The 20,540-nt window shown below is 56.7% G+C and carries 20 protein-coding genes and 2 pseudogenes; 11 read left to right on the top strand and 11 right to left on the bottom strand.

The window, feature by feature from the left end; translation table 11 throughout:
- Nucleotides 1–408 precede the first annotated feature (408 nt).
- From rpsT to mutM, 4 genes are all read right to left on the bottom strand, one after another.
- Nucleotides 409–672 carry a 30S ribosomal protein S20 gene (gene rpsT, locus RLO149_RS21625; protein WP_013964212.1) on the bottom strand — a complete coding sequence of 88 codons (264 nt, stop codon included), beginning with the start codon at nucleotides 670–672 and terminating at the stop codon, nucleotides 409–411.
- Between the two features lie 171 nt (nucleotides 673–843).
- The gene (locus RLO149_RS21620; protein ID WP_013964211.1) at nucleotides 844–1,251 is read right to left on the bottom strand and encodes an META domain-containing protein; all 408 of its coding nucleotides are present in this window, start codon (nucleotides 1,249–1,251) and stop codon (nucleotides 844–846) included.
- A 28-nt stretch (nucleotides 1,252–1,279) separates the two neighbouring features.
- Nucleotides 1,280–2,056 (bottom strand): enoyl-CoA hydratase, encoded by a 777-nt coding sequence (locus tag RLO149_RS21615; protein ID WP_011566556.1) that lies wholly within the window; start codon nucleotides 2,054–2,056, stop codon nucleotides 1,280–1,282.
- Between the two features lie 64 nt (nucleotides 2,057–2,120).
- Complete coding sequence (mutM, locus tag RLO149_RS21610; RefSeq protein ID WP_013964210.1) at nucleotides 2,121–2,972, bottom strand: bifunctional DNA-formamidopyrimidine glycosylase/DNA-(apurinic or apyrimidinic site) lyase; 852 nt, start codon at nucleotides 2,970–2,972, stop codon at nucleotides 2,121–2,123.
- Between the two features lie 219 nt (nucleotides 2,973–3,191).
- Here mutM and ubiE point away from each other — a divergent pair, with 219 nt between their 5' ends.
- On the top strand, nucleotides 3,192–3,944 hold the full coding sequence (gene ubiE, locus RLO149_RS21605; RefSeq protein ID WP_013964208.1) for a bifunctional demethylmenaquinone methyltransferase/2-methoxy-6-polyprenyl-1,4-benzoquinol methylase UbiE: 753 nt from the start codon (nucleotides 3,192–3,194) through the stop codon (nucleotides 3,942–3,944).
- Nucleotides 3,945–5,492: a 2-polyprenylphenol 6-hydroxylase gene (gene ubiB / locus RLO149_RS21600; protein WP_013964207.1), complete on the top strand. Its 1,548-nt coding sequence runs from the start codon at nucleotides 3,945–3,947 to the stop codon at nucleotides 5,490–5,492.
- A 9-nt stretch (nucleotides 5,493–5,501) separates the two neighbouring features.
- Here the strand turns inward: ubiB and RLO149_RS21595 are convergent, their stop codons facing one another.
- Nucleotides 5,502–6,680, bottom strand: coding sequence for an acetyl-CoA C-acyltransferase family protein (locus RLO149_RS21595; protein WP_013964206.1), 1,179 nt, complete (start codon nucleotides 6,678–6,680; stop codon nucleotides 5,502–5,504).
- Nucleotides 6,681–6,801: 121 nt separating this feature from the next.
- Between RLO149_RS21595 and RLO149_RS21590 the strand changes: the two genes are divergently transcribed.
- The 3 genes from RLO149_RS21590 (at nucleotide 6,802) to tdh (ending at nucleotide 9,687) form a co-directional block, all read left to right on the top strand.
- Entirely contained in the window at nucleotides 6,802–7,365 is a 564-nt protein-coding gene (locus RLO149_RS21590; protein WP_013964205.1) for a helix-turn-helix domain-containing protein, read from the top strand.
- Nucleotides 7,366–7,459: 94 nt separating this feature from the next.
- A complete protein-coding gene (locus tag RLO149_RS21585; RefSeq protein ID WP_013964204.1) occupies nucleotides 7,460–8,647 on the top strand; it encodes a glycine C-acetyltransferase in 1,188 nt (395 codons plus the stop codon).
- Complete coding sequence (tdh, locus tag RLO149_RS21580; protein ID WP_013964203.1) at nucleotides 8,644–9,687, top strand: L-threonine 3-dehydrogenase; 1,044 nt, start codon at nucleotides 8,644–8,646, stop codon at nucleotides 9,685–9,687. Before RLO149_RS21585 ends, tdh begins: the two co-directional genes overlap by 4 nt.
- Before the next feature lie 71 nt (nucleotides 9,688–9,758).
- On the opposite strand, the gene serA is transcribed toward tdh, so the two are convergent.
- Together serA and RLO149_RS21570 are read right to left on the bottom strand one after the other, a co-directional pair.
- A complete protein-coding gene (gene serA / locus RLO149_RS21575) occupies nucleotides 9,759–11,354 on the bottom strand; it encodes a phosphoglycerate dehydrogenase (protein ID WP_013964202.1) in 1,596 nt (531 codons plus the stop codon).
- A gap of 40 nt (nucleotides 11,355–11,394) precedes the next feature.
- Complete coding sequence (locus RLO149_RS21570) at nucleotides 11,395–12,558, bottom strand: phosphoserine transaminase (RefSeq protein ID WP_013964201.1); 1,164 nt, start codon at nucleotides 12,556–12,558, stop codon at nucleotides 11,395–11,397.
- Nucleotides 12,559–12,823: 265 nt separating this feature from the next.
- On the opposite strand from RLO149_RS21570, the gene RLO149_RS24275 reads away from it, so the two are divergent.
- The 4 genes from RLO149_RS24275 to RLO149_RS24265 are packed head-to-tail and all read left to right on the top strand — an operon-like array spanning nucleotide 12,824 to nucleotide 14,440.
- Nucleotides 12,824–13,645: a helix-turn-helix domain-containing protein gene (locus tag RLO149_RS24275; protein WP_013964200.1), complete on the top strand. Its 822-nt coding sequence runs from the start codon at nucleotides 12,824–12,826 to the stop codon at nucleotides 13,643–13,645.
- Nucleotides 13,642–13,893, top strand: coding sequence for a hypothetical protein (locus tag RLO149_RS23930; RefSeq protein ID WP_162470490.1), 252 nt, complete (start codon nucleotides 13,642–13,644; stop codon nucleotides 13,891–13,893). The genes RLO149_RS24275 and RLO149_RS23930 overlap by 4 nt, the downstream gene beginning before the upstream one ends.
- A gap of 53 nt (nucleotides 13,894–13,946) precedes the next feature.
- The gene (locus RLO149_RS24270) at nucleotides 13,947–14,114 is read left to right on the top strand and encodes a plasmid mobilization relaxosome protein MobC (RefSeq protein ID WP_245538097.1); all 168 of its coding nucleotides are present in this window, start codon (nucleotides 13,947–13,949) and stop codon (nucleotides 14,112–14,114) included.
- Entirely contained in the window at nucleotides 14,108–14,440 is a 333-nt protein-coding gene (locus tag RLO149_RS24265; protein WP_245538096.1) for a hypothetical protein, read from the top strand. The genes RLO149_RS24270 and RLO149_RS24265 overlap by 7 nt, the downstream gene beginning before the upstream one ends.
- Before the next feature lie 66 nt (nucleotides 14,441–14,506).
- On the opposite strand, the gene RLO149_RS24585 is transcribed toward RLO149_RS24265, so the two are convergent.
- Nucleotides 14,507–14,860, bottom strand: a complete 354-nt coding sequence (locus RLO149_RS24585) for a hypothetical protein (protein WP_245538095.1) — start codon at nucleotides 14,858–14,860, stop codon at nucleotides 14,507–14,509.
- On the opposite strand from RLO149_RS24585, the gene RLO149_RS24255 reads away from it, so the two are divergent.
- Both RLO149_RS24255 and RLO149_RS24250 read left to right on the top strand, forming a co-directional pair.
- The gene (locus RLO149_RS24255) at nucleotides 14,859–15,287 is read left to right on the top strand and encodes a hypothetical protein (protein ID WP_245538094.1); all 429 of its coding nucleotides are present in this window, start codon (nucleotides 14,859–14,861) and stop codon (nucleotides 15,285–15,287) included. The two genes, RLO149_RS24585 and RLO149_RS24255, sit on opposite strands and share 2 nt — an antisense overlap.
- Nucleotides 15,288–15,464, top strand: a complete 177-nt coding sequence (locus tag RLO149_RS24250) for a hypothetical protein (RefSeq protein ID WP_245538093.1) — start codon at nucleotides 15,288–15,290, stop codon at nucleotides 15,462–15,464. It abuts the gene before it with no gap.
- 593 nt (nucleotides 15,465–16,057) lie between these two features.
- Here RLO149_RS24250 and istB read toward each other — a convergent pair.
- The 3 genes and pseudogenes from istB to RLO149_RS21535 all read right to left on the bottom strand — a co-directional run bounded on the left by istB (nucleotide 16,058) and on the right by RLO149_RS21535 (nucleotide 20,534).
- Nucleotides 16,058–16,943: pseudogene (gene istB / locus RLO149_RS21545) on the bottom strand (IS21-like element helper ATPase IstB).
- Nucleotides 16,933–18,170 (bottom strand): annotated as a pseudogene (gene istA, locus RLO149_RS21540) (IS21 family transposase); the annotation flags it as partial. The pseudogenes istA and istB, both read right to left, overlap by 11 nt.
- Nucleotides 18,171–18,746: 576 nt before the next feature.
- The gene (locus tag RLO149_RS21535; protein ID WP_013964197.1) at nucleotides 18,747–20,534 is read right to left on the bottom strand and encodes a glycosyltransferase; all 1,788 of its coding nucleotides are present in this window, start codon (nucleotides 20,532–20,534) and stop codon (nucleotides 18,747–18,749) included.
- Nucleotides 20,535–20,540: the final 6 nt, after the last annotated feature.

Here is a 20,540-nt window from a genome sequence, read left to right as displayed (position 1 = left end):
CACAAGGAAAAGGCGTCGTCCTTCGGACAATTTACAGAGAATCCCCAACCCGTCTCAGGCTCTATAGCCTACGCTCAGATCAGATCAGGTGACCCCAACCGTACTCGTTTTGAACAGGGCAAATCGCTGCCATGGCAACGCTTGCAGACTGAAGGCAGCTCATCGCTACCTTGTCCAGTTCTCGCTGTTCTTAATGTCGCTGCAAACGACGAACCTGCGAGGCCTGTCCCCCCATGCGACGTGAATCGCTCTACTGTGTTAGCAACTTCCAAAGTGATCGGGCAACAGAACTTCATTGTTGACTCAGGGTATTTCGTAAAAGAATCCCTAAGGCCGCAAAAATGCCATTAAAAGGCATAAAAAAAACGCCGCTGAGCGGCGTTTTCATTAACTATAATTAACAGAAAGTTAACCGAGGACCTTAACCCGTGCCGTGAGCCGGGACATCTTCCGCGCGGCTGTATTCTTGTGGAACACACCTTTTGTTACACCGCGCATCAATTCGGGCTGCGCTGCGCGTAAAGCTGCCGTCGCCGCCGCTTTATCGCCGGATTCAATCGCCTCTTCTACCTTACGTAGAAACGTGCGAATCCGCGAACGACGTGCTTTGTTAACCTGAAAACGTGCTTCGTTCTGACGCGCGCGTTTTTTTGCTTGGGGCGAATTAGCCATGCGTGAAAAACCTTTCCTGAGTTCGTTGTCTTAAGTCATTAAGCGCGACGCCAAACCCAAAGGTGGACCAAGGGTCCACTGGTGATTCTAGCCTGAGCGGGCTGCACGCGCATGTCTGGAGCGCTCTATAGGGGGTTTGACTGCGCTTGCAAAGCCGAAAATAAACGCGCTTCAATCCCAGTCGCGCTGGCGCAACCGCATGACCACGCGACCCTCGGTATCCAACAGCGTCAGATCAGTGCCCGAACGGTCGAATTGCCGTACGCTGCCCAGTGTCTGCAGGAGGTCAAATTCCTGCTTCATAGTCTCTTCGGGACAAGCCATCATTGTGGCTGCAGCAGGGCCGAACAGAATTGAATCACCATTCGTGACAAACTGGCCCCGGATGGAATTACACCCGCCGTTGCCAAAGTAACGGCCATCCTGCTCAAACCGGATAAAGACGCCGCGCGCGCTTTCAAATGGCTGCGCCTGCATCTCGGTTGGCGCCCATTCCGAACCTGGCAGCATTTCAGCTTGCGCGACCCCTGTCAGAGCCAGAAATATCACGGCAGACGCGGTTTTGATGCGGTGAGCCATCTTGCTGTGTCCTCCGATCCACCCGCGCTCAGCGGTCGCGGAACTGCGCTTCGCGCTTTTCGACAAAGGCAGACATACCCTCTTTCTGATCCTCGGTCGCAAACAGCGAATGGAACATGCGCCGCTCAAACAGGAGGCCTTCGCGCAGGGTCGTTTCATAGGCGCGGTTTACGGCTTCTTTGACGACCATGACCGAGACCATGGATTTTTCGGCGATCCGCTGCGCCGCACCATGTGCCTCATCCATCAGTTTCTTGCAGGGCACAACGCGGCTGACCAGCCCTGAGCGTTCTGCTTCTTCCGCATCCATAAAGCGACCGGTCAAATTCATATCCATCGCTTTTGATTTGCCGACCAGACGCGTCAGGCGCTGCGTACCGCCGAGGCCGGCCACCACGCCGAGGTTGATCTCGGGCTGTCCGAACTTCGCCGTCTCTGAACAAATGATGAAATCACACATCATCGCCAATTCACATCCGCCGCCCAGCGCATATCCTGAAACAGCAGCGATGATCGGCTTGCGCACGCGCATGATTTCTTCTGTTTCGGCCGTGAACAGATCACCTGAGAACACTTCGACGAAGCTCTTGTCTTTCATCATGGAGATATCAGCGCCAGCGGCGAAGGCTTTTTCCGATCCGGTCAGGATGATGCAGCGGACCTTGTCGTTGTTCTGTGCGGCAGTCAGTGCATTTGCCAATTCGCTCATCAATTCGTCGTTGAGCGCATTGAGCGCATCGGGACGGTTCAGTGTGATCTGTGCGACGTGGTCTTCCACATCTACGATGATCGTTTCATAAGCCATGAAGAAAGCTCTTTGTTGTTGACCTGAGTTCGCAGTCTCTACCACTCCTTCGGGCTGGTTCAAGCTATCTTTGGCATTGCGTGCAATAGAAAGATGAGCGTCCGGACTGTACGATTCGCCGGATTTGCCCCGTGCAACCTGACCTTTTGCAGGGGTCGCCCTCGCGTCCATAAGCATCAAAGCTATGCTGAAAATATCCAAGCTCTCCATCAGCTTGACGGAAATCACGTAAGGATGATCCACCCGCTTCGATAGCCTCTGCAAGCACCTCGCGGACAATCGGCACAAGGCCGGCCACACGTGCGCCAGAAATCTTGCCCGCTTTGCGTGTGGGGTGAATTTTTGCGCGAAAAAGCGCCTCGCAGACATAGATATTGCCCAAACCGGACACGATCCGCTGATCCAGCAGCACAGATTTCACCGGGGAATTCTTGTTTTTGAACGCCGCAATCAGATGTGATTCATGGAAATCGTTACCCAGCGGTTCCGGCCCGAGGACCGCGAGCAGCTTATGCGCGTCGGCACTGGCGGTCTCCATCAGGTCCATCGCCCCAAAGCGGCGCGGATCGTTAAAGGTGATGCGCGCATTATTGGCCATATGGAACACCACATGGTCGTGTTTTTCGGGGGCCGGATGCCTATGCACAAACTGCCCCAGCGGGTCACCTGACACCAACATACGGCCCGACATGCCAAGATGAACCAGCAAGGTTTCCCCGCTGTCGAGGTCCATGAGAATATATTTTGAGCGTCGCCGCAGCCTTTCCACCCGTTTACCGGTCAGCCGGGCGGCCATATCAACAGGGAAGGGCCAGCGTAAATCAGGGCGGTTCACGTCCGCCTGCTTGATCACCACGCCCTCCATCGCCGGGGTCAGGCCACGGCGCACCGTCTCTACTTCGGGCAGTTCAGGCATATTCTGTCAGCTTTCTTGTCGCGGCGGCGGGCGCTGGAAGTGTCGCTTGGGCTTGCTCGGCTTCTTTATCAAGGCGCATTTTGCGAACTACACTTCCGTTTGCTTGCCAAGTTTCTCAAGGCGTCTTACTCATTCTGATCGCTGTGACGAAAGGGACGCATTGTGCCCAGCCCTTCGCGCTCTATAACAAAGCTCGAAAGCCGAGGACCGCAAGTACCGATGACCGACGACAGCAATAAAACCACCCATTTTGGATTCGAAACCGTGCCGGAAGGCGAGAAAGCCGGGCGCGTGCAGGGCGTCTTTTCCTCAGTGGCCAGCAAGTATGACATCATGAATGACGTCATGTCCGTCGGCATCCACCGCTTGTGGAAAGAGGCGATGATGGATTGGCTGGCACCGCGCGCGGGTCAAAAGCTACTGGATGTGGCGGGCGGAACGGGTGACATTTCGTTCCGTTTTCTCAGGCGTGCAGGTTACGGCCACGCAACGGTGCTGGATCTGACAGAATCAATGCTGGTTGAGGGGCGCAAACGCGCAGAGGCCGCAGCCATGGCCGAGCAGCTTGATTGGGTCACCGGGGATGCAATGGCGCTGCCCTTTGCCGACAACACCTTTGACGTCTACACAATCTCTTTTGGCATCCGAAACGTCACCCGCCCGCAAGAGGCCCTGAACGAAGCCTTTCGTGTGCTGCGTCCCGGCGGGCGTCTGATGGTGCTGGAATTCAGCCAACTGCCAAACCCCGCAATGCAAAAAGCCTATGATCTTTACAGTTTCAACGTGATCCCGCGCATGGGACAGGCCATCGCGGGGGATCGCGACAGCTATCAATACCTGGTGGAATCGATCCGTAATTTCCCGGATCAGGACACGTTCCTGAAAATGGTGCGGGATGCAGGGTTCGAGAACGCGAAATTCCGCAACCTGAGCATGGGCATTGCCTGTCTGCACTCTGGCTGGAAACTCTGAATGCGCGGACCTCACAACATTTGGCGTCTGATCCGAACAGGCGCAACGCTGGAACGCACCGGCGCGATGAAGGTCGTCCTCGACGCCTTTGAAGCGCCCGCTGCCGTGCGCATTGTGGCGCGGGCCTTGGGTGTGCCGTTCAAGTTTCTGGGCTATAATGGTGATCCGTCCATGCCCCCGGCCACGCGTGCCTTGACCGCGCTTGGCCCCGCTTACATCAAATTCGGGCAAATCCTGTCGACCCGCCCGGATGTGGTGGGCGACGAACTCGCCGTGCAGCTCAGGGTTTTGCAAGACAAGCTGCCGCCCTTTTCAGTGGCAGTGGCCAAAGCCGAGGTGTCCAAGGAACTCGGCGTTCCCGTCGATGAAGTTTTTTCAGAATTCAGCGAACCGGTGGCTGCGGCGTCGATTGCGCAGGTCCACCGCGCAAGGATCGCAAGCACGGGCGAGGATGTGGCGGTCAAAGTTCTGCGTCCCGGCATCGAACGTGCGTTCAACAAGGACGTTGATGCATTCTATCTGGCAGCGCGGATGGTCGATCTGTTCGCCCCCGGCGCGCGACGCTTGCGCCCGATGGATGTCATCGAACACTTTGACGGGGTCGTGCAGGGTGAACTTGATCTTCGGCTCGAATCCTCCGCAGCATCGGAATTCGCGGCAACGACAAAAGACGACGAGGGCTTTCAACTCCCCGAGATCAAATGGGATCTTTCCGCGCGACGGGTCATGACGCTTGGCTGGGCCGCGGGTGTGCCTCTGGGGGACAATGACGCCATAGATGCCGCCGGACATGACCGGGTGGACCTGGGCAACCGCGTCCTGCAGCTGTTCCTGAACCACGCGCTGCGGGATGGATATTTCCATGGGGACATGCATCAGGGTAACCTCAAGGTCGCGCCCAATGGGGATATTGTTGCCTATGATTTTGGCATCATGGGGCATATCGACGAATACACCCGGCGGGTCTACGCAGAGATCCTGTTTGGATTTATCCGCAAGGATTACAAACGTGTCGCCGAAGTCCATTTTGAGGCGGGGTATGTCCCGGCTGACAAAGACGTGGATGAATTCGCACGAGCCCTGCGCGCGGTGGGTGAGCCGATCTTTGGCATGGACGCCACGAAAATCTCCATGGGTCGGTTGTTGAGTTACCTCTTTGAAGTGACCGAACGCTTTGGCATGGAAACCCGGACCGAGCTGATCCTGCTTCAGCGCACCATGGTCGTCGTTGAAGGTGTCGCCCGGTCGCTGAACCCTCAGATCAACATCTGGGAAGTGGCAAGCCCGGTGGTGACCAACTATATCTCCCAATCAATCGGGCCGCGCGCGACACTGAAGGATCTGGCCAAAACGGCACGGGTTCTGGCGCGCTTCGGCCCGCGCTTGCCCGTGATGGTCGAAAACGCGCTGATCCGTACCTCCAACCCGCAGCCCCTGCGCAAGGGCAATGACTGGGGCAAGTGGATCTTGGGTGGTTTGATCCTTGGTGTCACCATCGGGGTATCCGGGTCTCTGACCCTGATCGCGATCGACCTGATGTTTTTCTAGACGCGACGTTTACAGCCGCTCAATCGCGAGGGCGATGCCCTGACCACCGCCGATGCACATGGTGATCAACGCGCGTTTGCCGCCGATCCGTTCCAATTCGTACATCGCCTTGAGAGTGATAATCGCCCCTGTCGCCCCAACAGGATGACCCAATGCAATTGCGCCGCCATTCGGGTTTACCTTTGCATTGTCGAGGCCCAGTTCCTGACTGACGGCCAGCGCCTGCGCAGCAAAGGCCTCATTGCTTTCGACCACATCAAAATCCGTCACCGACAGGCCCGTGCGCGCCAATAGGTTTTGAACGGCGGGCACCGGGCCGATGCCCATGACTTCGGGCCGCACGCCCGCATGCGCATAGCCCAGAACGCGGGCCTTTGGTTTCAATCCGGCCTTTTCGGCGGCCTCAGCGGTTGCCAAAACAACTGCCGCAGCACCATCATTGATGCCGCTGGCATTCCCTGCGGTCACGGTCCCGTCTTTCTGGAAGACGGCGCGCAGCCCCGACAAGGCCTCAAGAGTTGTCGCCTTGGGGTGCTCATCCACTTCAAAAGCCACCATGTCCCGTTTCACGCGGACCTCGACGGGCGTGATCTGGGACTGAAAATGGCCCGCTGCGATAGCATCAGACGCCCGCTGCTGGCTTTGCAAGGCAAATCCGTCCTGCTGGGCGCGGCTGATGTGATGCTCTGCCGCGACGTTTTCCGCCGTAACACCCATATGCCCGGTGCCGAACGGGCAGTTCAATGCGCCCAACATCATATCAAGCGTTTTAACGTCCCCCATTTTTGCACCCCAGCGCTGTTGCGGGATGATAAAGGGCGAACGCGACATGTTCTCAGCACCACCCGCAAGGGCGAAGTCTGCGTCACCCAGCATAAGCGACTGAATAACCGAGACAATCGCCTGCGCACCAGAGCCGCACAGCCGATTGACGTTCATCGCCGGGACCGTATCAGGCACGCCCGCCTGCATCGCGGCCACACGGCTCAGGTACATGTCCTTCGGTTCGGTATTGATCACATGACCAAAGGCGACATGTCCGATCTGCGCCCCCTCAACGCCTGCCCGTTGCAATGCGGCCGCGCTGGCCACGGTGGCGAGTTCAATGGGGGGCGTCGCGGCCAATGCGCCACCAAACGTACCGATTGCCGTGCGCGCGCCGTCCAGAATTACGATCTCTTTGGTCATGATACCCTCCGCTTGCTTGTTGCAGCCACTATGCGGGTGTCCTATCGGATTGTCAGCACCGACTTAACTTGATGTTACGTCATTTGTTGACAACGTCCTTTATATAAGTGAATTTTCCGGTATGACGGAAGAGACAGATCAAATCCTTGGACAATTACCCGCACGTTTGAAAGATGCGCGCAGGGTGCAGGGCCTGTCGCTGGATGCGGTCGCCAAGCTCTCCGGGGTATCAAGGTCCATGGTCAGCCAGATCGAACGCGGGGAAAGCAGCCCCACCATTTCAACGCTTTGGAATCTCACACGCGCCTTACAGGTGGACTTTGCCGGGTTGCTGGATGTTGCCGCGACAAAATCCAAGATCGAAACCCTGCGCTCGGGAGATGTCCCAACCATTGAAAACCTCGGTAAAGGATTGCGCATTCGTATTCTATCACCGCCTGAAGAGGCTGGAAAACACGAAGTATACGAATTGGTCTTTTCGTTGGATGGGGTGCTCGATAGTCAGCCGCATACCCGTGGCGCGCGCGAACATCTGACCGTGATTGAAGGGGTGGTCGATGTCAGCAGTGCGGATAACATTAGTCGGCTCGAAGCCGGTGATACCGCCCGCTACAGCGCAGACGTGCCGCATCGGATAAAAGCGATCGGCGCCGCGCGCGCCTTTCTTGTGGTTCAGAACGCATAAATCCGTAATAACAGATTAATTCCGCTATTGTGTTATTCCCCTATTTCGGAATCGTATCCGCTATGCTAGAATCTGCGCAAAGGAGAGTTCAGCCATGACACAAGCCTACCTGTCGCATATCAATGCCACGCTCGATCAGATTGCAACCGACGGCATGATGAAGAAAGAGCGCGCGATCACCTCGCCACAGGCGGGCCAGATCGCCGTTGGCGCTAAGTCGGTCATCAACCTGTGTGCGAACAACTATCTGGGGCTCGCGGATCACCCTGACCTGATTTCTGCGGCTAAGGACGCGATGGAACCGCGTGGCTTTGGCATGGCGTCGGTGCGTTTCATATGCGGAACGCAAGACCTGCACCGCCAGTTGGAAGCGCGGTTGGCGCAATTCTTGCAGATGGATGATGCGATCCTTTTTGCGGCCTGTTTTGACGCGAATGGTGGCCTGTTCGAACCGCTCCTGGGGCCAGAGGATGCGGTCATATCCGATGCGCTCAACCACGCCTCGATCATTGACGGTATCCGGCTATGCAAGGCGCGGCGCTATCGCTACGCCAATTCTGACATGACCGATCTGGAGGGCCAATTGCAGCTGGCGCGCGATGAGGGTGCCCGCTTTATCATGATCGCCACGGACGGTGTGTTTAGCATGGACGGGTATCTGGCGAAACTGTCCGATATCAAGGCACTGGCCGAAAAATACGACGCGCTGCTGATGGTTGACGATTGTCATGCGACCGGGTTCATGGGCCCTCAGGGGCGCGGCACGCCTGCGCATGCCGGTGTGTCAGCGGACATCCTGACCGGCACACTAGGCAAGGCATTGGGCGGGGCCATCGGGGGTTATATCGCCGGGCCGCAGCCGGTCATTGATCTTTTAAGACAACGCGCGCGGCCTTACCTGTTTTCCAATTCCTTGCCGCCATCAATTGTTGCAGCGGGTATCAAAGCGCTTGATCTGGTCGAGGCCGGGGACGACCTGCGCGCACAGCTTTTTGAAAACACGGCATATTGGCGAAACGGTCTTGAGGCGCTGAATTTCGACCTGCTGCCGGGCGCGCATCCGATTGTTCCGATCATGTTGGGCGAAGCGCAAGTGGCGCAAGACATGGCGGCGCAGCTTTTTGATCAGGGCGTGTTCGTTTCGGGCTTTTTCTATCCTGTAGTTCCGCGCGGGCAGGCCCGGATCAGAACGCAGATGAACGCGGCGTTGACGCGGGATGATCTGGACAAGGCGCTGGAAGCCTTTGCCATGGTCGGGCGCAGGCTTGGAGTGATAAAATGAGCAACGGAATGAAAGCACTGTCAAAACTGCATGCCCGTGAAGGGATCTGGATGACCCACGCACCGGTTCCGGAAATCGGACCCGATGATGTGCTGATCAAGATCAACAAAACCGGGATTTGTGGCACCGATATTCACATCTGGAACTGGGACGAATGGGCCGCGGGCACCGTACCTGTTCCCATGATCACAGGGCATGAGTTTGCCGGTGAAATCGTTGAAGTCGGTCGCAATGTGACTGACCTGTCCATCGGTCAGCGATGCTCCGGTGAGGGGCATCTGATTGGTAAAACGTCACGCCAAAGCCGGGCGGGAAAATTCCATCTTGACCCGGCCACACGCGGCATCGGGGTGAACGAACAAGGGGCTTTTGCCCAATTCCTCAAACTGCCCGTCTTTAACGTAGTGCCCCTGCCCGATGATATCTCTGATGACATCGGTGCGATCCTCGACCCGTTGGGCAATGCCGTGCATACCGCGCTGAGCTTTGATCTGATTGGTGAGGACGTGCTGGTCACGGGCGCAGGCCCCATCGGGATCATGGCGGCGGCGGTCGCGCGCCATGCCGGTGCGCGCCACGTGGTGATTACGGATGTGAATGCCGACCGGCTTGCGCTGGCCTCTCAGGTGGCAGACGTGGTGCCGGTCAATGTGGCGCAGGACGATCTGAAACAGACCATTGCGGACCTTGGCATGAAACAGGGGTTTGATGTTGGTCTGGAAATGTCGGGCAACCAGCAAGCGCTGGATCAGATGGTCGATGCAATGACCATGGGGGGCAGGATTGCCATGCTCGGTATTCCGCCCGGTAAATCCCCGGTCGACTGGAGCCGGATCGTGTTCAACGCTATCACCATCAAAGGTGTCTATGGGCGCGAGATCTTTGAGACATGGTATAAGATGATTGCCATGCTTCAAAACGGGCTGGATGTGACGAAAGTCATCACGCACCGCTTTTCCGCAAATGATTACGAGGCCGGGTTTGCGGCCATGAAGTCTGGAAAATCGGGCAAGGTCGTTCTGGATTGGGCCAGCCTGTAAAACAGACCGTCAATCGCTGGAAAAGGCAAAAGCGCGAAACTGCGCTTTTGCCGTGCTTTTCTTCGTCAGCGTTATGCCACGTCAAACATCAGAGGCTTGACCTGCGTGAACATACCCGTCGCCTCCAGCTTTTTGATAACGGGTGCAGGCACCTGATCGTCCACATATAAGAGCGCGATAGCCTCCCCTTGGGCCACAGCGCGACCCAGCGTAAAGTTCGCAATGTTGACGCCGTTTTCGCCCATGGTTTGTCCAAGCGCCCCGATAATGCCTGGCACGTCTTCGTTCGTGGTATACAGCATATGCGCACCGACCTCTGCGTCGATCTGAATGCCCTTGATCTGGATAAACCGAGGTTTTCCATCCGAAAACACTGTGCCCGCGACGGAGCGTTCCCGCTTGTCCGTGACAACCGTCACTTTGATATATCCGTCAAAAACCCCGGATTTGCTTTGGTTTGTCGTGGAAATCGAGATGCCACGTTCCTGTGCGATCACAGGGGCCGACACCATGTTCACGTCCGGGTTGGCCTTTTTCATGATGCCCGCAACCACGCCACAATTCAGCGCAGAGAGGTTCATTTCGGCCACGGAGCCATCATAGAGGATATTGATCGCCTTGATCGGTTCATCCGTCATCTGACCGATGAAGGCCCCCAGATGCCCCGATAGCTTGAGCCACGGACCCATCACGATTGCCTCTTCGGCCGTCACGGATGGCATGTTGAGCGCATTGCTCACCGCACCAGTCAGCAGATAGTCAGACATCTGCTCGGCCACCTGCAAGGCCACGTTTTCCTGCGCCTCGCTTGTGGCAGCCCCCAGATGCGGAGTGCACACAACGTTGGGCAGGTTGAAAAGCGGGTTCTGCGTCGCAGGCTCTTGCGAGAACACGTCGAAAGCAGCCCCTGCCACATGGCCGGATTTCAGCGCATCGGCGAGCGCCTCTTCATCCACCAGACCGCCGCGCGCGCAATTGATAATCCGCACACCGGGTTTCATTTTCGCAATCGCTTCGGCGCTCAGGATATTGGCCGTCTGGTCGGTGAACGGAACATGCAGGGTGATGAAATCAGCGCGGGTCAAAAGGGCGTCCAGTTCAACCTTTTCCACGCCCATCTTCTTGGCTTTTTCCTCGCCCAGAAACGGATCATAGGCGACGACCTTCATCTTGAGACCGCGCGCACGATCACAGACGATGCCACCGATGTTACCGGCCCCGATCACGCCAAGCGTCTTGCCCGTAAGCTCAACACCCATGAACTTCGATTTTTCCCATTTGCCCGCATGGGTAGAGGCCGACGCTTCGGGGATCTGGCGCGCCACCGCGAACATCATCGCGATAGCATGTTCTGCCGTCGTGATCATGTTGCCGAAGGGCGTGTTCATCACGATGATGCCCTTTTTAGAGGCTGCATCCTTGTCGATGTTGTCGGTGCCGATCCCGGCGCGGCCGATCACCTTGAGCTTCGTTGCCGCCGCGATAATTTTCTCGGTCGCCCTGGTCGCAGAGCGAATGGCGAGGCCGTCGTAATTGCCGATGATCTCGGCCAGTTTGTCTTTGTCTTTTCCAACATCCGGTTGGAAATCTACATCAATGCCACGGTCTTTGAAAATTTGAACGGCGGCGGGCGACAGTTTGTCAGAAATAAGTACTTTGGGAGCCATCTTGCTGGTCCTTTTTTGAAGTCTGGAATAGTGGTGCGAATTATGCGTCGATTTCGGTCTCGAAAGCCCATGCGAGCCAAGGCAGCATCGCTTCGATGTCCGAGGTCTCAACCGTGCCGCCACACCAGATACGCAAACCGGCAGGCGCGTCGCGATATGCCCCGATATCGAGGGCCACGTTTTCATCCGCCAGACGCTTTGCCACGGCTTTCGCGAATGCTGTGCCATCCGAGATACGCGCGTCAGTGAACCTCAGGCACACGGAAGTATTCGACCGTGTCGCCGGGTCTTTGGCCAGAAAATCGATCCAGTCATGAGCCGCGACGAATTCAGCGATTGCGCCTGCATTGGCATCCGCGCGCGCGATCAGACCTTGCAGGCCGCCGACCGATTTGGCCCAATCCAAAGCCTGCAGATAATCCTCAACGCACAGCATCGAAGGGGTGTTGATCGTGGCACCGGTAAAGATACCCTCGATCAGTTTACCGCCTTTGGTGAGTCGGAAAATCTTGGGCAAGGGCCATGGCGGTGTATAGCTTTCCAACCGTTCAACCGCGCGCGGGCTCAGGATCAGCATGCCATGCGCCGCCTCCCCGCCCAGCACTTTTTGCCAGCTAAACGTCGTCACATCCAGCTTGTCCCATGGCAGGTCCATCGCGAATGCGGCTGAGGTGGCATCGCATAACGTCAGCCCTGCGCGGTCTGCCGGAATCGCATCACCCGACGGCATCCGCACGCCAGAGGTCGTTCCATTCCACGTAAAGCAAACGTCGTGATCATAATTCAACGCGGCCATATCCACGATGTCGCCATAGTCTGCCGTGTGAACCGTGTGGGCGATCTTGAGCTGCTTGACGACGTCCGTGACCCAGCCCGCGCCAAAGCTTTCCCAAGCAACCATTTCGGCATGCCGTTCGCCCAGAAGCGACCACATGGCCATTTCGTACGCGCCGGTGTCGGACGCCGGAACAATGCCGATGCGATAATCCGCCGGCACGCCGAGAATCTCGCGTGTCGTCTCAATTGCCTGAAGGAGCTTTGCCTTGCCCTCAGACGCACGATGCGACCTGCCGAGCGGTGCGTCCGCCAGCTTGTTCAGATCAAATGTGGGGGGTTTGGCGCAAGGCCCTGAAGAAAAACGCGGATTCGCCGGAACGGCGGCAGGTTTCATATCCGGCCGCGTTGCCGGTTGTTGTATAGCCATTGATGCTATCCTTCCAGATAAGCGCCCTTCGTTGGGGAAGGGTGTCCCACCGCCGGACATACGGAACCCCAGTACAAACAGCAACAGGCAAACGGACTTGCTATATAGGTAAATGTAGCCTTTTGAAGAACGATGCAGGAACGCATGTTTCCTAGTGGCACAAATCTGACACAAGGAAATCAGGTTTTGTGCCACAACACCGAGCCGCAGAATCAGGCGGCAGGCTTTATGCAATCTCCCCATTCCTGTCGGGTCAGGTGATGCCATGAGCGGCATGGCACTAATCTGGGCCGCGAATGTCAAAGGGTTGAAGCCAGCCGCCAAGATTGTGCTGATTCAGCTGGCGGATTTTCACAATAAGGAAACCGGCCATTGCAACCCAAGCGCACAGCGGTTGGCGGACGAATGCGAGATGGGCCGCGCAACGCTGTTCCGACACATGACGACGCTGGAAGAATGCGGCCTTGTCACGCGCCATGCCCGCGGTGACGGCGACGGTGGGCGCGGGTCCAATCAGTATGAACTGCACGTCGACATCACTCTTGGCCCAAGTGCCCGCCCGAAAGGTGGCGATGGTCCCAACGGGGTTGAGTCTCAAAATGAGACGGGGGTAGTCTCAAATCGGGACAGGAGCCTTACCATTGAACCTAGAAAGGAACCTCCTTCGCGCGAGCGCGAGGCGGCGGAGGCTGAGAAGATTCTGGCAGCATATCAGCCCGACCGATTGCGGGGCAAAGCGGTCTGGCTTGCCCAGATCGAAGAGGCCATGAAGGAAGGGATTGAACCGGAAGACTTGCTGCAAGCGGTCAAAGCCTACGCAACCAACAGCGCGGGCTTCACCTGCTCCAAGGTCTGCTTTTCCGACAACTGGTTCCAGTCGCGGCGCTGGCGAGGTTACATCGAGGATATCCGCGCCAAGCGGGAGGAAGCCCAAGCTGCAAGCACCGAACACCATGCGCGGCTGGCCTGTTGGATCAGTGACCGAAGCCCGATGTGCGAACACATCACCGGCACACAAGTCACGTCGCTGCTTGCCTCAAAGCTGGTGACGCAAGCGCAAATCCAAGCCGCAGGCCTCAGATCATGACCGCAACCGACCCCACCGAAGAGCAAACAGCAAGGCGACCCATGTCATACGCTGGCGCTGCTGACACGGGACCTTGCGAGGGGAGGCAAGCCTCCCCTTCGAACCCCACCGGCGCGGGAAAAGCCCGCACCAAAGAGCCGCTGACCGAGACCTTCGTCTTCCGGTGCACAGCCGCAGAGATGGCCCAATTGGGTGCCAAGGCCGAGGCCACTGCCTGCCTGCCGCGACCCTACTGCGCGAGGCTTTAGGCCTGACTGAAACCCGCCGCCGCAAGCCCATCCCTAGCGTCGATCCGGCGCTGGTGCTGGCCGTCGGGCGCATCGGCGGCAACCTCAACCAGATCGCCCAATGGCTGAACCGCGCGATGCTGGCGGGCCGAACCGACCTTGACGCGCTGACCGTGGCCCGCCGCATGCTGACCATCGAACGCCAGCTTGCCCAGATCGTCGAGGCCGCGCGCCGGTGCTGATCAAGTTCTTCCGCAACGGCAAGGGCGCGGGTGCTGGTCCGGTCGGCTACCTCGTCGCGGATAAGGTGCTGGCCTATAACGACAACCGCGACCTGATCCGCGATGCAGACGGCCAGCCCATGACCGTCACGCGGGAGCCTTTGCCCGAGGTCCTGCGCGGCAATCCCGACCGCACCGAAGCGCTCATCGACGCCAGCCGCCACCAGTGGACCTACCGTGCTGGCGTGATTAGCTTTGCCGCCACCGACGCCCCGACCGAGGAACAGCAGGCCGAAGTCATGGACGGGTTTGAGCATCTGGCCTTCGCGGGGCTGGACCCGACATAATATGAGGTGCTTTGGGTCCGACATACCCACGAAGACCGCGTCGAGCTTCACTTCTGCACACCGCGCTTAGAGCTGACCTCGGGCCGCAGCTTGAAAATCGCGCCGCCGGGCTGTGAGAAAGCCTTCGACAGCCTGCGCGATGTGATGAACCAACGCCACGGCTGGGCCGATCCGATGGAGTTGGAGCGCACCCAAGAGGTCCGCGACACCATCGAGACCCCAACCCGCGCTCAGGGGCGCGACGAACTGCATGCGTGGATTCTGGATCAGGTCAGCGTCGGCCTCGTCACTGACCGTGCAAGCATGCTCGACGCCCTCGTCGATGCGGGCTTCGACGTCCCGCGCGCGGGCAAAGCCTATCTGACCGCGCAAGACCCCGACACCGGCGAACGTTGGCGTTTGAAAGGAGAGATTTTCCATGAAGACTGGCAAGCCAACCCGGCTGAGCGAGAAGTTGAACGCGGAACTGGACACGATCCGGCAGGACTACGCCGCCTCGATGGCATCCCAATTGGAGAGCTTCAGGACCGATTTGAACAGCATTGCGACCAACGCGCAGCGTACAATCGAGATCGATACCCGAACCTTTCTGCGACAGAACAAGAGCTGGCTGACGATCTCGCCCTGGCTGATCACGGGGACGTTCTTGGTGGGGATCATCTCGATGATGGCCGCGAGCTTGCTTTGGACGCTGATGCTGGCCAGCTCCGAGATGACGGACTTGGGCCTGACGCGGATCGACAGGGAGGACGGGACATGGCTGGTGCTGGACCCAACGAAAACGCGCCTGAGGACCTGCACACTGGGCGGCAAATCATTGACCTGCATCAAGATCGAGGAGGATTAGATGACGACACCCCTGACAGCCTTGGAACGCGATTTGCTCGCCTGCGTCGAGCGGTTGGTGACGGCCTGCGAGGTCTCAGCACAGGAATTGAGCGGGTTAGAGGAACGCTCGACGACGAGGATGCAGAACCAGATGGATGGATTGGCCGCCTGCGTGTCGGCGCTCATTCAATCTTAAACGGCATCCGTCGCTGTGTTGCACGGCTTGCTGAACGAGGGCTCGAACTACGGGAAGCTGCGCACGCAACTAGAGACCAGCTTGAAATTAGTGAACGCCGCCGAAGAGAGGTTGAGACAGAGCTAGAAGAGCGGGAGGTCGAGATGGATCGGGGGATGACGCATTAGGTTTTGCCATCATACTTGTTGCGCAGGCCTTCTACGGGCTGTGGCTGCAGAACTAAGATCAAGAGAAGATCAAGAAATAGGCCTTCAATATATTGTGCTTTTTTGTGGAATCCAACGGTATCTGGTGTATGGCTCTTCATTCCTAACACCTTACGATTGTATAGTCGAACTTGGGTCACGAGCTGATCAAGAATCTTAAACGCTCACTTAACTTGCCGCTTAGTTGCGAATCTGCTATTTGATTCCTTATGGGGACCGTATTACTTATTGACACTGCGGGACCGGTGGAGTGACTTGGCGATGGGGATTTTAACTCGACCAAAGCTGATCGCATTTTCCAAACGCGTTCCTGGCTGTTAATTGTCACTGAGAACTGACCCGGTATTTTCACCGAGATTTGACCCCCCCTTGTTTATGCGTCTTTGTCTATGACGCAGTCAATGTTGCTTTCTCCTTTCCTGTTTTCTTTGCGGCCTCAGCGCTGGCTTTGAAGCGGTAGCTGTCGTTGCCAGTCTCGAGGATGTGGCAGCGATGCGTTAAGCGATCTAGCAGCGCCGTTGTCATCTTGGCGTCTTCGAACACCTGTGCCCATTCTGAGAAGCTGAGGTTGGTGGTTATGATGACACTAGTGCGTTCATAGAGCTTACTCAGTAGATGGAAGAGCAGCGCACCGCCTGACGAACTGAATGGCAGATAACCGAGTTCGTCAAGGATGACCAAGTCGATCTTTGTGAGCATCTCAGCCAATTTCCCTGCCTTTCCAAGGGCCTTTTCCTGCTCCAACGCGTTGACCAATTCGACGGTGGAGTAGAAGCGCACCTTGCGTCGATGATGCTCGATCGCCTGCACGCCGGTAGCTGTGGCGACATGGCTTTTGCCGGTGCTTTTGCCGGTGCCAGGTCCACCAATGAGAACGACGTTTTCCGCATTCTCCCCTCTCGGCAGATTGCTTCGCAATCGCCTGCCGGGCAATGTATGAACTCACCGCGATGGAGCTGTCGGACCGTGGCCTCATTGATGTCGCTCGACGTAAAGTCAAAGCCCGTCAGGTCCTTGTATGATGGGAAGCGCGCCACCTTCGTGTGATAGGCAATCGAACGCACTTCCCGTTCGGCCATTTCCGCCTTGAGCAGTTGGGACAACATCGGAGTGGCCGCCTCAAATGCTGGAACACCTTGTGTAACCAGATCGTCAACCGCGTGCGCCATGTCGCACCAAAGGTGCGCGACTATGGATGCTCGCCTTTGGCGAGACGCAGCTTGAGACTGCGCAGCATGATGACGATTGAGGCTCCTGCAGGATCATGACGCATGGCGCTTTCCTCCTGCTTGTCTCAGATCGTCGTACCGATCTACGTTTGCCATTGGGGCTGTTTCCAAAGCCAAGGCATCTGGTGGATCGATCTCTGGTTGATCTGTCCGCTTTGGATCAATCAGCCTGTGCAGGAGGTTGAGGATATGCGTCTTCGTCGGCACCCCGGCTTCCAGCGCCAGTTCCACTGCTCGCAGAACAGCGCTTTCATCATGGTGTAGAACCAAGGACAGGATATCAACCATCCACTGCCCGTCAGGGTATTGCGGAGCATTGTCCCGAGAGGGTCGCGATCTCCGCCTTCTTTGCGCAACATGTGATCCTGTAGTCGACGGAAGATGTCGGGCATCTCTGTAAACGGTGCACCATTGCGTAATGCCCCCGGTTTGCGTTGGAGCGAGCCATCGTCCGCCATGGGTCCGAGGACAATGGCGAGCGCCAGATAATGGCGCCAATCATAGATGACTTTGCCTGGCTTGCGGTGGGATCGATCAATGATGCGGTCATGCCTGCTGACGGTTTGCCCCTCTGCGACGATCACAAGTCGTTCCGGGTAAACACGAAGGCTGACAGGGCGGTTCGCAAAACTGGCGGGCACGCTGTACCGGTTGCGTTCAAAGGTGATCAAGCATGTTGGCGACACACGCTTGCTGTGTTCAACAAACCCGTCAAAGGCTGGTGGCAGAACCATCAACATAGGCTTCTCAGCGTCCCAAGAATCGGCGATTGAACCAGGCAATTCCCGGTGCGGCGTCTCCGCCCACAGAGCGATACAGCGTTCTTCCAGCCACTGGTTCAGCTCTCCCAGATCTTGGAAGACCGGCATGACCTGCCACAGCCGGTTCCGTGCATCCCGTACGTTCTTCTCAACCTGACCCTTCTCCCAGCCCGCTGCCGGATTACAAAACTCAGGTTCAAAGACGTAATGGCTCGCCATCGATTTGAAGCGTGCGTTGACATCGCGCTGCCTACCACGCCCAACACGATCCACGGCCGTCTTCATATTGTCATAGATGCCACGCCCCGGAACGCCGCCAAACGCGCGGAAGGCATGCCAGTGTGCATCGAATAGCATCTCATGTGTCTGCAAAGGATAGACCCGCACAATAAAGGCGCGGCTGTGCGACAGCTTGGTGTGTGCAACTTGCAGTTTGACGCGTTCGCCCCCAATCGTGGCACAGTCTTCGCTCCAGTCGAACTGGAATGCTTCACCGGGCTGGAACACCAGTGCGCCGTGCAATCTCACGAATTGGCATTTTGTCACGCAACGCCCAGCGTCGAATAACACTCAAAAATCCCATGCCTATCACTCCATGTCTCCCCGACAAAAACCGTCAGGGCAATGTGTCCACATGGGTCAGTTCTCAGTGACATTCAATAGTCCGGGAGCGGCCGAAGAACCGCTGCTCGGTGTTTCGCAAGACGCTCGTTTACCACGCACCCCCCCTCGCCCAATAGTCTGGCATTTTATCCACAGCTCCAACCGTACTTCAATTAAGGGTACAATATGAAAATTAAGGGTACAGGCGGCCATTGATAATACGGGATAATTTCAGACCTAATTCTGATTAATTAGGGCACAGTGACAGCGGCCGACCATTTGGTCACTCCAGCGCTCGGGTGGGGACCGCCCTGGCAGCTCCAACTGATATGAGAAACAGAGCCCACAGATTCTCATCTTATAGTGCTAAAATCTTTCGAAACGACCGCATTCTCACTTTTAAGCGCTAAGTGACATCACCCTCGCAAACCGATGCAATCGGAATGGAGCTCACATGCGTTTGGGGTTTTTACAATTGCAAGGTCATGAAGCAAGTCCGATATGCTTTGCCGCGCGCGCGCAGATGCTGGACCATTGCAGATCCGTTTCGACAAAATGGCGCCCTTTGTGACCAAAACTTTCACGCAGGTCCTTATCCTGAACAAAACGCGCCAGTTGCTCGGCCAGATGATCCACATCACCCTTGCGAAATAAAAGAGCGGTCGTCTCGTTCTGGCTAAAGAATTTCAGGGCTTCTACATCCGATAATACAACCGCCTTGCACTGTGCCATGGCTTCGACGGGTTTGATCGGTGAGACCAGCTCAGTGACATCATAGCTCCGCCGTGTGACCGGACAAATGTCCATCACAGAATAATAGCGCGGCATGTCCTCAAAAGGCACGCGCCCGGTTATGAGCAACCGCTGACGCTGGCCGGTTTGATCGAAAGCCTCCCGAATTTCATCTGTGATCGGTGTAGCACCAAGAAAATCCGGTTTTTCAGCGCCAAGGATCAGCAACATGACGTCGAGCCCCTGCTGCGCCAGTTGGGCTGTGGCAGCGGCGAGATCTTGCAGCCCCTCGTATTCCTTGAACGCCCCCGCATAGCCAATGACAACAGTGTCCTGCGAAAGGCCAAGGGAACTGGCGAGCGCTTCATCTCGTGGCAGGATCTCGAGCATCTCAGGACTGACCCCGTTTGGCATCAAAGCAATCTTTCCAGCGTCAACTCCGCGGCTAACAAGGTTGTCCTTCATGCCTTGGGTAAGGGTTAGAACAGTGTCAGCATGACGACAAACGAAAGTTTCTAGTTCCTGTGCCACATGGAACTGTCGCGTGTTTTGATACCCAGAATTTTCAGATGCCCAGGTAATCTCCCACATACCACGCAATTCATAGGTGAAAGGCAATCCCAAACGACGCGCGGCAATAAGAGCAGGCAAGCTGTTTCTGTAGTCAGACGCGGCAATTACGTGTCCAGCCTGTAATTTTTGTATTTTTTGCAATAGAGCTTCCGCTGCCTTTTCAGCATATGCACAGAATTCCCGACTGGTCATTAAAGGCGATAATATACGGTGATACGTAACGCCGTTATATGTCTCTGCCTCCGAAGGATAAGTCAGCTTTTTATTCCCCGCTACATTTAGCGGAAAACCGGGCTTGCTGATAACTTCAACAGAAAAACCATTAGCTTGATACGCCAACGCAACCCCTTCAGTACGGCTGCAATACCCGTTGGTTTGGTATGGCAAAGTCATCGCCGCCACATATGCAATAGTACGGCCACGCACTGCTTTGGTCGGCAGTTCACTGTGCGCCAACAGGTTGCGCACTTCCAAACCATCCATGCCCAGCATGATACGGTGAGCGTCCGAAAGGACCCCGCGGATACTTGGCCTGTCATAAGTCTCAATCAGCTGAGCGGGATCGCACCCACAGATTTGAAGAAGGGCGCCAACAGACCCTGTTTCGGGGTTTTTCCGGTTTAAGGTGATGTCTTTTCCGATGTGGAGAATTGTCTCTGCCAGTCGCGGATAATCAGGTCGCAGCAGTACAGGAGAGCGCAGAACACGGTGTTCCAGAAACGTGTCTTCAATCAGCGCTGCAAGATCATCTGCGGATGCTATCTTTTTGGCCAGGTGATGCGCGCGACGGACCAGCTTGCGCAGCTTTCTTGTCGCAATCAGAATGAAAGCGCGCCGCAGCAGGCGCTTATGCAGCGGACCATCCGGGCGCCATTTTGCGGCGATATAAGCCTCGTAGATGGCAGATAAAAACGCCAAAAGCTCAGCGCTGACCTGCATGGTATCTGAAGGGGTGGTTGACTGCATCAAGGG

It is taken from the genome of Roseobacter litoralis Och 149 (assembly GCF_000154785.2).
Lineage (GTDB): Bacteria > Pseudomonadota > Alphaproteobacteria > Rhodobacterales > Rhodobacteraceae > Roseobacter > Roseobacter litoralis.
This window is presented reverse-complemented; position numbering and strand designations above follow the sequence as displayed.

Bases quoted from the DNA above. Each gene is read 5' to 3' on its own strand.
- rpsT (WP_013964212.1), bottom strand. From the start codon at position 672: ATGGCTAATTCGCCCCAAGCAAAAAAACGCGCGCGTCAGAACGAAGCA.
- RLO149_RS21620 (WP_013964211.1), bottom strand. From the start codon at position 1,251: ATGGCTCACCGCATCAAAACCGCGTCTGCCGTGATATTTCTGGCTCTG.
- RLO149_RS21615 (WP_011566556.1), bottom strand. From the start codon at position 2,056: ATGGCTTATGAAACGATCATCGTAGATGTGGAAGACCACGTCGCACAG.
- mutM (WP_013964210.1), bottom strand. From the start codon at position 2,972: ATGCCTGAACTGCCCGAAGTAGAGACGGTGCGCCGTGGCCTGACCCCG.
- ubiE (WP_013964208.1), top strand. From the start codon at position 3,192: ATGACCGACGACAGCAATAAAACCACCCATTTTGGATTCGAAACCGTG.
- ubiB (WP_013964207.1), top strand. From the start codon at position 3,945: ATGCGCGGACCTCACAACATTTGGCGTCTGATCCGAACAGGCGCAACG.
- RLO149_RS21595 (WP_013964206.1), bottom strand. From the start codon at position 6,680: ATGACCAAAGAGATCGTAATTCTGGACGGCGCGCGCACGGCAATCGGT.
- RLO149_RS21590 (WP_013964205.1), top strand. From the start codon at position 6,802: ATGACGGAAGAGACAGATCAAATCCTTGGACAATTACCCGCACGTTTG.
- RLO149_RS21585 (WP_013964204.1), top strand. From the start codon at position 7,460: ATGACACAAGCCTACCTGTCGCATATCAATGCCACGCTCGATCAGATT.
- tdh (WP_013964203.1), top strand. From the start codon at position 8,644: ATGAGCAACGGAATGAAAGCACTGTCAAAACTGCATGCCCGTGAAGGG.
- serA (WP_013964202.1), bottom strand. From the start codon at position 11,354: ATGGCTCCCAAAGTACTTATTTCTGACAAACTGTCGCCCGCCGCCGTT.
- RLO149_RS21570 (WP_013964201.1), bottom strand. From the start codon at position 12,558: ATGGCTATACAACAACCGGCAACGCGGCCGGATATGAAACCTGCCGCC.
- RLO149_RS24275 (WP_013964200.1), top strand. From the start codon at position 12,824: ATGAGCGGCATGGCACTAATCTGGGCCGCGAATGTCAAAGGGTTGAAG.
- RLO149_RS23930 (WP_162470490.1), top strand. From the start codon at position 13,642: ATGACCGCAACCGACCCCACCGAAGAGCAAACAGCAAGGCGACCCATG.
- RLO149_RS24255 (WP_245538094.1), top strand. From the start codon at position 14,859: ATGAAGACTGGCAAGCCAACCCGGCTGAGCGAGAAGTTGAACGCGGAA.
- RLO149_RS24585 (WP_245538095.1), bottom strand. From the start codon at position 14,860: ATGGAAAATCTCTCCTTTCAAACGCCAACGTTCGCCGGTGTCGGGGTC.
- RLO149_RS24250 (WP_245538093.1), top strand. From the start codon at position 15,288: ATGACGACACCCCTGACAGCCTTGGAACGCGATTTGCTCGCCTGCGTC.
- RLO149_RS21535 (WP_013964197.1), bottom strand. From the start codon at position 20,534: ATGCAGTCAACCACCCCTTCAGATACCATGCAGGTCAGCGCTGAGCTT.